Source organism: Nonomuraea sp. NPDC004186 (genome assembly GCF_053603495.1).
Genome location: NZ_JBSGFQ010000057.1, coordinates 47,978 through 60,159 on the forward strand (window position 1 = coordinate 47,978; position 12,182 = coordinate 60,159).

The window sequence follows — 12,182 nt, forward strand, 5'->3', positions numbered from 1 at the left end:
ATGGCGCAAAAGAAATTTTCTAAACATGCGCCTAGGAAGAAAATAAATTCCCGAATCATCTTGACCTTGCCCGTTGACCATGGGAAAGCTGGGACCGGAGAGCCAAAGGTGAAAGGACCCCGATGGTCACAGTCCGCGCCTTCGCGTCCGGTGACGAGGTCTCCCTGGTGGACGCCTGGAACCGCAGCATGCCGGCCGATCCCGCCACCTCCGCCTGGTTCCGCGACTGCGTGTTGCTCGACCCCAACTTCGACCCCAAGGGCCTGCGCGTGGCCGTCTCCGACGGCCGGGTGGTGGGCTGCGCGTACGGCGTGCGCCGCCTGACCCCCTTGGCGCCGGGCGCCGACCTGGAGCCGGACACCGGGTGGATCCCGTTCTTCTTCGTCGTCCCCGAGCATCGTGGCGGCGGGCTCGGGAGGCGGCTGGTGGGCGAGGCGCTGGCGTTCTTGGAGCGGGCCGGCCGGACGAAGGTCGATTTTTCGTCCTATACGCCGAACTATGTGCTTCCCGGGGCCGACTCCGAGCTCTACCCCGACGGCTACCGGCTCCTGAACGGGCTCGGCTTCCGGACCCTGTACTCGCCGGTCGCCATGGACCGGACGCTCGTCGGCTACGTGACCCCCGACGAGGTACGCGAGCTGCGCGCCGAGCGCGAGAGCGAGGGGTATGCCTTCCGTAGCCCCACCGACGGCGAGCTGCCCGAGCTGATCCGCTTCGCGGCCGACGCCTTCAACCCCGACTGGGGCGAGGCGATCCGCCTGCACCGCGACCCCCGGCGCATGGTCATCGCGAAAAAAGATCAAATAATGGGATTCGCTCTGTACGCGGCCTACCGCGGCATCCCCGAGCGCTTCGGCCCGTTCGGCGTCGACCCCGAGCAGCGCGGCACCGGCCTCGGCAAGATCCTCCTCCATCTCACCATGACCATGATGCGCGCCGAAGGCCTCCACTCGTCGTGGTTCCTCTGGACCGGCGAGGCGAGCCCGGCCGGCCGCCTCTACGCCAAGGCGGGCTACCAGATCACCCGGCGCTTCCACGTGATGAGGAAGTCGGCATGACTCATGTCCTCGCCATCGGGGCTCATGCGGGCGACCTGGACCTGACGGCGGGCGCCGTGCTCGCCCAGCACGTCCTGCGCGGCGACCGGGCCACACTCCTCCACCTCACCCTCGGCGAGCGCGGCCACCCCCGCATGCCCGTCCCCGACTACGCCAGGCAGAAGCGCGAGGAAGCCGAGACCTTCGCCGAGCGGATCGGCGCGGGCGTGCGCTTCCTCGACTACGAGGACGGCCTGCTGCCCGAGGACGAAGAGGTCAAGCTGCGCGTCGGCGACCTGATCAGGGAGCTGCGCCCGGACGTCATCCTGACCCATTGGAGCGCGTCCATCCACAAAGATCACGCTCGTACCCACCGGATCGTCGAGGACGCCCGCTTCTACGGCGGGCTCAAGACGCTCGAACGCGAGCACCCGGCCTACTGGGCGAGCGAGCTCTACTACGCCGACAACTGGGAGGACGCCGAGGGATTCGTCCCCGACGTGTTCGTCGAGCTGACGGAGGAGGCGTACGAGCTCTGGTCACAGGCGATCACCGGGTACGCCTACGCCAGAGGCGAGACCTACGGCTTCCCGTACGTCGAGTACTACCGCGCACTGACGATCGTGCGCGGCGCACCAGCCGGATTCGGCCGCGCCCAGGCCTTCGCCGCACCGAAGGGCTCGCGCGACCTCCGGACGAAGTATTTCGGAAAGGCCACCCCCCAATGAAACGCTGTCTGGCAGTACTCCTCGCCCTGGCCCTCGCAGGCTGTTCGAGCAGCGGCGGCCCCACCGGCAAGAACAGCACGAGCGCGCCCCCGCTGGTGATCCACGCCGTGGACGCGGGGACGTTCCAGGAGGACTTCAACCCGTACCACCTCGAAGGCGTGAACTTCGGCACGAGCGGGATGATCTACGAGACCCTCATGTACTTCAACAAGCTCAAGCCGGGAGAGATCGTCCCGTGGCTGGCGCTGAAGTACGAATGGTCGGACAAGGGCAAGTCGCTCACGTTCACCCTCCGCCCGGGGGTGAAATGGACTGACGGGCAGCCCTTCACCGCCGACGACGTGGCCTTCACCTTCCAGATGCTGAAGGACCACGCGCAGCTCAACACGTCCGCGCTGGAGATCAAGGACGCGCGGGCGCTGGCTCCGGACAAGGTGCGCGTCGACTTCAAGACCACCTCGTACGCCAAGCTCTACAACATCGCCGGCGGCTCGCCCATCGTGCCCAAGCACCTGTGGGACAAGCAGCAGGACCCGGCGACGTTCACCAACGCCAAGCCGGTCGGCACCGGGCCGTACAAGCTGTCGAAGTTCTCGGCGCAGCTCTATGAGATGGAGAAGAACCCGTCCTACTGGCAGCCGGGCAAGCCGGAGGTGCCGGTGCTGCGCTTCCCCGCGTACACGGCCAATGCCCTGCAGACGGCGCTCCAGCAGGGTGAGGTGGACTGGGCGGGCGCGTTCGTGCCGGACATCCAGAAGATCTTCGTGCAGGGCAAGCCGGAGCAGAACAAGTTCTTCTTCCCGCCGGAGGGCCTGGTCTCGCTGCTGCCGAACCTGACCAACCCGGTCCTGGCCAAGCCGGAGGTACGGCAGGCGATGAGCCTCGCCATCGACCGGGACAAGATCGTCAGGGTGGCCGAGCGCGGGTACACCAAGGTCGCGCACCCGACCGGCGTGCCGATGCCGGGCGGCGAGGCGTACGTGCCGCCGCAGTACAAGGACGCCGCGTTCCAGGTGGACGTGGCCAAGGCCAAGGAACTGCTCAAGGGCGTGAACCCGGCCGACCTGAAGTTCACGCTGCTGGTGCCGTCGCCGTTCACCGACTGGGTGAACGCCGCCCAGCTCATCAGGGAGGACCTGGCCAAGGTCGGCATCACGGTCGAGACCAGGGGCGTGGCCTTCCAGGACTGGGTGTCGAAGGTCGGCAAGGGCGACTACGAGCTGTCGATCAGGGGCGCCGAGGCCGGTCCGACCCCGTACTTCCAGATGCGCTTCATGCTCTTCGGCGGCCTGGCCAAGCCCGTCGGCGAGGCCGCGAGCGGCAACTACGAGCGGTGGAAGGACGCCGAGACCGACCGGCTGATCGAGGAGTACGCCGCCACCGACGACCTGGCCGAGCAGCAGAAGGCCACGCAGGGGCTGGGCCGGATCATGGTGGAGAAGCTGCCCCAGCTGCCGCTGTTCTACAGCCCGGGGTGGGCGCAGTTCCGGACCACCAAGTACGTCGGCTGGCCGTCGGAGCAGGATCCGTACGCGATGCCGTCGCCGTACACCTCGCCCGACGCCGCGGTCGTGCTGCTGCACCTGAAGCCGGCCGTCAAGTGAGGTTCCTGGCCCGGCGGCTCGGCTTCTACCTGCTGACCGCCTGGGCCGCCGTCACGCTCAACTTCCTGATCCCCCGGCTCATGCCGGGGGACCCGGTGGAGCTGCTGGTGGCCCGGATGAAAGGCAACGTCGACCCGGCCGCCATCGACGCGATGCGGCGGGCGTTCGGCATCAGCGACGCGAACCTGTGGCAGCAGTATCTGGACTACCTGGGCAATCTCGCACAAGGGGAGCTGGGCCGCTCGATCACCTTCTTTCCCGCCGAAGTGTCCACGGTCATCGCCGACAGCCTGCCGTGGACGGTCGGGCTCGTCGGGGTCGCCACCCTGATCAGCTACCTGATGGGCACCTCGCTGGGCGTGCTGATGGCGTGGAAGCGGGGCACCTGGCTCGACGGGGTGCTGCCTGCGGCCACGTTCATGCACGCGGTGCCGTACTTCTGGGTGGCGCTGGCGCTGGTGTTCGTCTTCGGGGTGACGCTGCAGTGGTTCCCCGTGTCGAGGGCGTACGGGCTGGACGTGATGCCCGGCTTCACCGGCGAGTTCGCCGGCAGCGTGGTCTACCACGCGGCGCTGCCCGCGGTGACGATCGTGGTCGCGTCGATGGCCGACCGGATCCTCGGCATGCGCAACGTCATGGTGACCACGCTCGGCGAGGACTACGTGGTGATGGCCGAGGCCAAGGGGCTGACCTCCAGGAGGGTCATGTGGGCGTACGCCGCCCGCAACGCGATCCTGCCGAACATCACCAGCTTCGCCCTGTCGCTCGGCTTCGTGGTGGGCGGCTCGGTGCTGACCGAGATCGTCTTCTCCTATCCCGGGATCGGGTCGATGCTCCTCAAAGGGGTGGAGAACGAGGACTTCCCGCTCATGCAGGGCATCTTCCTCGTCATCTCGCTGGCCGTGCTCGTCGCCAACTTCCTGGCCGACCTGGCGTACGTGGTGCTCGACCCGCGTACCAGGCAGGAGTCCGAATGAAGATCAAGATGGGCATCGGCATCCTCGTCTTCTTCACGCTGATGGCCGTGCTCGGGCCGCTGCTCATCGGCGCCGACCCGGCCGCGACCGGCGACGACGGGCTTCAGGGCCCGTCGGCCGCGCACTGGCTCGGCACCACGCAGACCGGGCAGGACATCCTCACCCAGATCGTGTACGGCGCCCGCGTCTCGATGGGCGTCGGCCTGCTGTCGGCGGTCATCGCCAACGTGATCGCGGTCGCGGTCGGCCTGGTCGGCGGCTATTTCGGCGGCGCGGTGGACGAGGTGCTGTCAGTGCTCACCAACATCTTCCTGGTGCTGCCCGCCCTGCCGCTGATCATCGTGCTGGCCGGCTACCTGCCGCAGCGCGGGGTCGCCTCCGTGGCCGTGGTGATCGCGGTCACCGGCTGGGCCTGGGGCGCGCGGGTGCTGCGGGCGCAGACCCTGTCCGTACGGCGGCGCGACTTCGTCCAGGCCGCGCGCGCGAGCGGTGAGGGGGGCCTGCGGATCATCTTCTTCGAGATCCTGCCCGTGCTGCTGCCCGTCATCGCCACCAGCTTCCTGGCCACCGTGGTCGCGGCGATCCTGGCCGAGGCCGGGCTGTCGTTCCTCGGCCTGGCCGACCTGTCCACCGTGAGCTGGGGCAGCATGCTCTATTTCGCGCAGAACGGCCAGGCGCTGCTCATCGGGGCCTGGTGGTGGTTCATCCCGCCCGGCCTGTGCATCGCGCTCATCGGCACCGGGCTCGCGCTGGTGAACTTCGGCATCGACGAGATCGCCAACCCCCGGTTGCGAACGGTCAAGGTGAAGGCCCGCACATGAACGTCCTGGAGATCCGCGACCTGAGCGTCGACTACCTGTCCGGCAGCGGCACCGTGCACGCCGTCGCCGACGTCTCCCTCGACCTGCGCCGCGGCGAGGTGCTGGGCCTCGCGGGGGAGAGCGGCAGCGGCAAGTCCACGCTGGCCAACGCCGTCGCCCGGCTGCTGCGGCCGCCCGCCGCGATCACCTCGGGCTCGGTCGTCTACCGTCGCCAGGACGGCTCGTCCGTGGACGTGCTCGGGCTCGGGAAGAGCGAGCTCAGGGCCTTCCGCTGGAAGGAGCTGGCCGTCGTCTTCCAGAGCGCCATGAACGCCCTCAATCCGGTCAGCACCGTCGGCGCCCAGATCGACGACGTCCTGCGCGTCCACGTTCCGGGGATGTCGCGCGGCGACCGTACAGAGCGGGCGGTCGAGCTGCTGCGGCGCGTCGGCATCAGCGCCGACAGGCGGCGCTCCTACCCGCACGAGCTGTCCGGCGGCATGCGGCAGCGCGCCGCCATCGCCATCGCGCTCGCGCTCAACCCCGAGATCATCATCATGGACGAGCCGACGACCGCGCTCGACGTGGTGGTCCAGCGCGACATCCTCCACGAGATCAGGGAGCTCAGGCAGGAGTACGGCTTCGCGGTCGTCTTCATCACGCACGATCTGTCGCTGCTCATGGAGATCTCCGACCGGATCGCCATCATGTACGCGGGCCGGGTCGTGGAGACCGGGTCCGCCAAGGCCATCCACAAGTCGCCGCGGCACCCGTACACGCTGGGGCTGCTCCGCTCGTTCCCGCGCCTGCACGGGCCGCGCGAACAGCTGCTGGGCATCCCCGGCAGCCCGCCCGACCTGAGGTCGCCGCCACCGGGATGCGCGTTCCACCCGCGGTGCGGGGTGGCGGTGGCGGCGTGCTCCTCGGTCCTGCCCGAGCTCGAAGGCGACGTCGCGTGCCTGCTGAACGGCGGCCGCGGTCTGGAGGACGCGTCATGATCGTCCTGGAGGGACGGAACCTCACCAAGCACTTCACCGCGGCTCGCGGTCCCCGAGGCCGCTTCGGCAGGCGGCCGCCGGTGCGGGCCGTCGAGGACGTGTCGATCGCGCTGCGGGCCGGGACGGTGTCGGCGCTGGTGGGGGAGAGCGGCTGCGGCAAGAGCACGGTGGCGCGGCTGCTGGCGCAGGTCTATCCGGCCACGTCGGGCGAGGTGCTGCTGCGCGGCGAGCCGGTACGCGCCCACCGCGGGGCGGCGTTCAGGGACTTCCGGCGGCAGGTGCAGCTCATCTTCCAGGACCCGTTCGCCTCCCTGAACCCCTTCCACCGGGTGCGTTACCACCTGGCCAGGCCGCTGCGCATCCACGGACATGTCCGCTCGGACGCGGAGGAACGCGCACAGGTCGCCGAGCTGCTCGAACGCGTCAGCCTCACGCCGGTCGAGCAGTTCATGGACAAGCTGCCGCACGAGCTGTCCGGTGGGCAGCGGCAGCGGGTGGCCATCGCGCGGGCGCTGGCGGTGCGGCCGGTCGCGCTGATCGCCGACGAGCCCGTCTCGATGCTGGACGTGTCGATCAGGCTCGGGGTGCTGCGGCTGCTGGAGGGGCTGGCGAGGGAGAGCGGGCTGGCGCTCCTGTACATCACGCACGACATCGCCGGCGCCCGCTACTTCGCCGAGGACATCACGGTCATGTACGCGGGGCGGCTGATCGAGAGCGGGCCGAGCGAGGAGCTCACGCAGGCGGCGCGGCACCCGTACACGCGGCTGCTGCTGGAGTCGGCGCCGGATCCCGACCGGGTGACGGCGCCGGGGGTCACGCGGCACGGCGAGCCGCCGAGCCTGATCGATCCGCCGGGCGGGTGCCGGTTCCATCCGCGCTGCCCGGTGGCGCTGCCGGTGTGCTCGGAGGAGGCGCCCGCGCGTACCGCGCTGGGGGACGGCCACTGGACGCACTGCTGGCAGGTGGAATCGGCGGCTCAGGCGGGGAGATAGGCGTGGCGGCTCAGGCAGCTCAGGCGGGGCGGTAGCGGGCGGCGAGTTCGGCGGCGGTGGTGGCCATGCGGTCGCGCAGCTCGGCGGGGGCGAGCACCTCGGCGTCCGTGCCCAGCCGCAGGAACTCGGCGAGCGCGTGCTCGATCGACTCGATCGGCACCGTGACCCGCGTCCAGCCCTCCTCGTCAGGCGGCTGCGCGCTCTCCCTGGCCGCCGCCACCACGCCGGGGGTCATGAGGTCGGGCACGCGTGCGACGCCGCGCGGCGACAGCCGGAGCACCGCCTCGCCCCGCCGCAGCCGGGCCTCGAACTCGGCCAGGTACCCCTGCCAGTAGGCCGCCAGGTCGAAGCCGTCCGGCCTGGTGAAGCCCTCGGGGAGCGGGTGCAGGTCGAGGATCTGCGAGACGCGGTAGGTGCGCACGTCCTCGCCCGCCCGCGCGACGAGATACCACCGCCCGGCCTTGACGACCAGCCCGTACGGGTCCAGCCGCCGCTCCACCTCCTGGGGCGCCTTCCACCGGCGGTATCTGACCTGGATGCGGCGCTCGTTCCAGACGGCGTCGGCCACGGCGGGCAGGTAGGTCACCGGATCCTGGTCGCGGTACCAGGTGGGCGCGTCGAGGTGGAAGCGCTCCTGGATGCGCCCGGCGCGGTCGCGCAGCTCCACGGGCAGCGCCGCCATGAGCTTGAGCTGCGCGGCCGTGACCACCGCGCCCAGCCCCAGCTCCGCCGCCGGACCCGGCAGGCCGGCCAGGAACAGCGACTCGGCCTCGTCGGCCGTCAGCCCGGTGAGCCGGGTGCGGTAGCCGTCGAGCAGCTGGTAGCCGCCCTTCGGGCCCGCGTCGCCGTACAGGGGGATGCCGGCGGAGTGGAGGGACTCGACGTCGCGGTAGATGGTGCGTACCGAGACCTCCAGCCGCTCGGCCAGATCCTGCGCGGTCATCCGGCCGCGCGTCTGCAGGAGCAGGAGGATCGAGACCAGGCGGGAGGCACGCACATTCACTGACACTACCTGTCAGTGACCACGGCCTAGCGTCGCCCGCATGAACGATTTCGACTTTCTCGCCGGCCACTGGAACGTCGACAACCGCCGGCTCGTGAAGGCGCTCGCCGGCAGCGACGAATGGGACGAGTTCCCGGGCCGTTCGGTGGCCAGCCGGCACTTCGACGGGGCGGCCAGCTTCGACGAGATCACGTTCCCGACCAAGGGGTCCAGCGGGCTGACGGTGCGCGTGTACAACCCCGAGACACGGCAGTGGGCCATCTACTGGGCCGGCAGCACGAGGGGCACGCTCGACAGCTCGCCCATGGTGGGCGAGTTCGAGGGGGACCGGGGCGAGTTCTACGGGGAGGAGACGTATGAGGGCAGGCAGGTGCGGTGCCGGTTCATCTGGACGGTGCTCGGCCCGGCCGCGGCCCGCTGGGAGCAGGCGTACTCGGCGGACGACGGCCTGACCTGGGAGACGAACTGGACGATGGACTTCAGCCGGGCCTAGGCGCCGGAGCGGGCCCACAGGACCGCCGCCACCGCGACGGCCGCGATCAGCAGCACCAGCGACCCGGCCACGATCGCCCACCACCAGGCCGATCGAGGCGGTTTGGTCTCGTAGTGGGACACGTCGGGCAGCATGTCCGGCGTGTAGGGGAGCCGCTGCGTGGAGGGCGGATCCTGCGGCCGCCCGGGCCGGGGGACGCGCACGGTCGGTGGGGCCGGGGGTGGCGGCACGCGCACGGTCGGAGGGCCCTGTGGGGGCGGGTGTCCGTGCCGCGGCGGCGGGACCTGTCCGGGAGGTCCCTGCCGGGTGGGCTGGGCCGGGAAGGGTGGGCGGTGCCTGATCGTCTGGTGGGGGTCCTGGCCCTGCGGGTCAGGTTGCTCTCGAGTCATGATCTCCTCAGGAGCCGCTGCGGAGAGTGGGGGCGTGCCCTCCCATTGTCACACTTCGCCGGGGGACCCGTCCCGCGGGTTCGTCAGCTCTGGCCCTGACCCTGGCCGTAGGGCGGCTGCGGCGGGTTCTGCCAGCCGGGCTGCTGCTGGTACGGCTGCTGCTGATAGGGGGGTTGCTGTGGCCAGCCGGGGCCCTGGGGCGGCTGGGCGGGCTGGCTCGGCTTGCGCCGGGCCACCACGGCCCAGATCAGCAGGGCGGTGCCGCCCGCGTCGAAGAGCAGGGAGACCAGGCTGGTGACGGCCACGGTCGTCTGAATGTCCGTCGATGAGGTCATCTGCGGGAACAGCACGTACGAGCGGAAGATGTTGAACAGCAGTCCCAGCAGAAGCAGGATGCAGCCCGCCATGCCGATCATCGCGGCCGAGCCGTGCTCGCGCCGGGCCATCGCGGTCATGACGACGCCGAGGAGCAACAGGATGCCCATCACGGCAAAGGTGAGGATACCGGCGATCGTTGATATCACAGGGAACTCCGTTCGAGGCCAAGCCGGACGCGACGACGCTACGGGGATTCGCGCAGATCGTCCAATGCTCTGCTGATCGACCCCTCGTCCAGGCGGCCCTGGTAGCGCACGCCGTTCAGGAAGAGCGTGGGGGTGCCGCGCACGCCGCCGTCGCGGCCGGACTCCTCGTGCAGGGCGATCCGCGCGGCGTGGCCCGGCACGTCGGACCAGGGGTCGATGCCCAGCTCGGCGGCATAGTGCTCAAGGTCGGCGTCGGTGAGGAAGCGCTGGTTGTCGTAGAGGATGTCGTGCATCTCCCAGAACCTTCCGTGGTCGGCCGCGGCCTCGGAGACGATCGCGGCCGACGCGGCCCGGGGGTGCAGCGTGCGGATCGGGTAATGCCGGAAAGCCATCCGTACATCAGGATTTTTCTGGAGGATCTCCTCCAGGACCGGGTGCAGCCGCCCGCAGTACGGGCACTCGAAGTCCCCGTACTCGACGATCGTGATCTTGGCGTCCTCGGGCCCGCGCACGTGGTCCGCCGGCCCGACCGGCACCGTGAGCCGGTCGGGCAGCTCCTCGGGCGGCTCGGCCTCGGGCGGCGCGCACACCCCGCCCCGATCCCACGCCAACCGGAAGATCACCCAGCCCAGCAGGGCGGACAGCAGAGACCCGGCCAGGATGCCGATCTTCGCCTGGGCGTGGATGGGTGACCCGTCGAAGGCCAGATCCACGATGAACAGCGCCACCGTGAACCCGATCCCGGACACGGCCGCCCCGCCCAGCAGCTGCCCCCACACCAGGTTGCCGGGCAGGATCCCCCAGCCGAACCGCAGCGGGAGCCACGTGCCGAGGGAGATCCCGACGAACTTCCCGACCACCAGCCCCAGCGCCACCCCGATGGCGACGGGCGAGGTGAGGGCGGCCCGCAGGGTCTCGCCGTCGAGCCGCACCCCGGCGTTGGCCAGGGCGAAGATCGGCACGATCACGTAGCTGCTCCACGGGTGCAGGCGCAGTTGCAGCCGCTCGTTGACGGAGACGGCCCGCTGGACCCGCCGAGTGGCCTCCCTGGCGGCCCGCGCGCTCGGCTCGCTGGTGAACTCCTGCACGGCCTCGCCGGCCAGCAGCAGTTTCTGGTCCGTGGGCGCGTAGACGAAGACCAGCAGGCCCAGCGCGATGCCGACCAGCGTCGGGTGGATCCCGCTCTCGAGGGTGGCCACCCAGAGCGCGAACCCCAGCACGACGTAGGCCGGCGCCCGCCAGATCCTCAGCCACCGCAGGGTCACGATGGCCGCGAGGAGCAGGACGGCGGTGATGAGCGCGGGGATGGAGAGGCTGGCGGTGTAGAAGATCGCGATGATCATGATCGCCAGCACGTCGTCCACGATGGCCAGCGTCAGCAGGAACGCCCGCAGCGGATCCGGGCACCGGGCCCCCACGACGGCGAGCACGCCCAGCACGAACGCCGTGTCGGTGGCGATAGGCACGCCCCACCCGCCCGCGCCCGGCCCGCCGAAGTTGAGCAGGAGGTAGACGCCGGCCGGCACCAGCATCCCGCCCAGGGCCGCGACGGCGGGCACGGCGATGAGCCGCCGGTCCCTGAGCTGCCCGAGCCGCACCTCGTACGAGACCTCGAGGCCGATGAGGAAGAAGAAGACGGACATCAGCCCGTCGTTGACCCAGTGCCGCAGGTCCAGCGAGAAGTCGGCGTCCCCGAAGGAGATGCCCATGGGGGTGTGCCAGAACGCCTCGTAGGTGTCACCCCATGGCGAATTCGCCCAGAGCAGGGCAAGCACCGTGGCCACCAGCAGCACGGTTGTGCTGCCTGCCTCGGTCCGCAGGAACGCCCGCAACATCACAGATCTCCCCCCGAAGATCCAGCGGAGGCATCCGATCCTACGGTGTCCGGAAGAACAGATAAAACGCCGCATCCCGGGCAAGCAAGAAACCGACGATGGCAACGCCCCAGCTCAGGGCGGACGCCGCGTGCTTGGTCATCCAGGCCCGCAGCCACTCCAGCTTCGGCTCCAGCCAGGCTCCCGCCACGGCGCGCAGCCCCATGAGCGCCAGCGGCGGCAGGATCATGACGAGCACGTACGCGCCCAGCACCGGCACCCACTGCCCGACGCTCAGCCCCGCCGTGGTCATGATGCCGATCGCGGCGAGGTAGGGCACCATCGTCGCCACCTCCAGCACCCCGGCGGTCAGCCCCAGCAGCACCATCACGCGCGGCCCGCCCACCCGGGGCTCGAAGCGGCGCTCGGGCTTGCCCAGCTTCGCGCGCCGCTTGGGGTCGAGCCTGAAGCTCAGCGCGAACAGCCCCACGCCCAGCACGAGCTGCACCCAGTACGCGGGACCGCTGCGCAGCACGTCGCCGAAGCGGTCCATCACCGTGGACAGCCCCAGCATGAGCGCGACCCCCACCAGGAAGTAGAAGACCGTGATGGTGGCCAGATAGATCAGCAACCCGCGCGACCGTTTCGAGGCCAGCAGCAGGTAGACGGGAATGCCGAGGGTGCCGAAGCTGGTGCTGTCGACGAGGGCCAGGGCGGCGAGGGCGAGCAGCAGTCCGATGGTCATGCTCTCGATCGTGCTGGTTCGCGAGCGCCGGTTCCTCCTCCGGCGGGGTGAACCGGGCGTACATACTTCTTCGTATCG

General features: G+C 70.1%; 13 protein-coding genes. 8 read left to right on the forward strand and 5 right to left on the reverse strand.

Annotated elements, in window-relative coordinates; genetic code table 11:
• Positions 1-122: 122 nt before the first annotated feature.
• From ACWEPL_RS37250 to ACWEPL_RS37280, 7 genes are read left to right on the forward strand one after another with little or no spacing between them, the layout of a single operon-like run.
• On the forward strand, positions 123-1,058 hold the full coding sequence (locus ACWEPL_RS37250; protein ID WP_452438937.1) for a GNAT family N-acetyltransferase: 936 nt from the start codon (positions 123-125) through the stop codon (positions 1,056-1,058).
• A complete protein-coding gene (locus ACWEPL_RS37255) occupies positions 1,055-1,765 on the forward strand; it encodes a PIG-L deacetylase family protein (protein ID WP_363966526.1) in 711 nt (236 codons plus the stop codon). The genes ACWEPL_RS37250 and ACWEPL_RS37255 overlap by 4 nt, the downstream gene beginning before the upstream one ends.
• The gene (locus ACWEPL_RS37260) at positions 1,762-3,369 is read left to right on the forward strand and encodes an ABC transporter substrate-binding protein (RefSeq protein ID WP_363966524.1); all 1,608 of its coding nucleotides are present in this window, start codon (positions 1,762-1,764) and stop codon (positions 3,367-3,369) included. Before ACWEPL_RS37255 ends, ACWEPL_RS37260 begins: the two co-directional genes overlap by 4 nt.
• Positions 3,366-4,346 (forward strand): ABC transporter permease, encoded by a 981-nt coding sequence (locus tag ACWEPL_RS37265; RefSeq protein ID WP_452438938.1) that lies wholly within the window; start codon positions 3,366-3,368, stop codon positions 4,344-4,346. The genes ACWEPL_RS37260 and ACWEPL_RS37265 overlap by 4 nt, the downstream gene beginning before the upstream one ends.
• Complete coding sequence (locus tag ACWEPL_RS37270; protein WP_452438939.1) at positions 4,343-5,167, forward strand: ABC transporter permease; 825 nt, start codon at positions 4,343-4,345, stop codon at positions 5,165-5,167. The genes ACWEPL_RS37265 and ACWEPL_RS37270 overlap by 4 nt, the downstream gene beginning before the upstream one ends.
• Complete coding sequence (locus ACWEPL_RS37275) at positions 5,164-6,144, forward strand: ABC transporter ATP-binding protein (RefSeq protein ID WP_363966520.1); 981 nt, start codon at positions 5,164-5,166, stop codon at positions 6,142-6,144. The genes ACWEPL_RS37270 and ACWEPL_RS37275 overlap by 4 nt, the downstream gene beginning before the upstream one ends.
• A complete protein-coding gene (locus tag ACWEPL_RS37280) occupies positions 6,141-7,136 on the forward strand; it encodes an ABC transporter ATP-binding protein (RefSeq protein ID WP_452438940.1) in 996 nt (331 codons plus the stop codon). The genes ACWEPL_RS37275 and ACWEPL_RS37280 overlap by 4 nt, the downstream gene beginning before the upstream one ends.
• A gap of 19 nt (positions 7,137-7,155) precedes the next feature.
• Here ACWEPL_RS37280 and ACWEPL_RS37285 read toward each other — a convergent pair whose 3' ends face one another.
• Positions 7,156-8,133, reverse strand: a complete 978-nt coding sequence (locus tag ACWEPL_RS37285; protein ID WP_363966516.1) for a helix-turn-helix transcriptional regulator — start codon at positions 8,131-8,133, stop codon at positions 7,156-7,158.
• A 46-nt stretch (positions 8,134-8,179) separates the two neighbouring features.
• Between ACWEPL_RS37285 and ACWEPL_RS37290 the strand changes: the two genes are divergently transcribed.
• Complete coding sequence (locus tag ACWEPL_RS37290) at positions 8,180-8,632, forward strand: hypothetical protein (protein WP_363966514.1); 453 nt, start codon at positions 8,180-8,182, stop codon at positions 8,630-8,632.
• Here ACWEPL_RS37290 and ACWEPL_RS37295 read toward each other — a convergent pair.
• The 4 genes from ACWEPL_RS37295 to ACWEPL_RS37310 all read right to left on the reverse strand — a co-directional run bounded on the left by ACWEPL_RS37295 (position 8,629) and on the right by ACWEPL_RS37310 (position 12,104).
• Entirely contained in the window at positions 8,629-9,021 is a 393-nt protein-coding gene (locus tag ACWEPL_RS37295; protein WP_452438941.1) for a hypothetical protein, read from the reverse strand. The two genes, ACWEPL_RS37290 and ACWEPL_RS37295, sit on opposite strands and share 4 nt — an antisense overlap.
• 83 nt (positions 9,022-9,104) lie before the next feature.
• Positions 9,105-9,506: a hypothetical protein gene (locus ACWEPL_RS37300; RefSeq protein WP_452438942.1), complete on the reverse strand. Its 402-nt coding sequence runs from the start codon at positions 9,504-9,506 to the stop codon at positions 9,105-9,107.
• Positions 9,507-9,583: 77 nt separating this feature from the next.
• Positions 9,584-11,380, reverse strand: coding sequence for a Na+/H+ antiporter NhaA (gene nhaA / locus ACWEPL_RS37305; protein WP_363966508.1), 1,797 nt, complete (start codon positions 11,378-11,380; stop codon positions 9,584-9,586).
• Positions 11,381-11,420: 40 nt separating this feature from the next.
• The gene (locus ACWEPL_RS37310; protein WP_452438943.1) at positions 11,421-12,104 is read right to left on the reverse strand and encodes a GAP family protein; all 684 of its coding nucleotides are present in this window, start codon (positions 12,102-12,104) and stop codon (positions 11,421-11,423) included.
• Positions 12,105-12,182 lie beyond the last annotated feature (78 nt).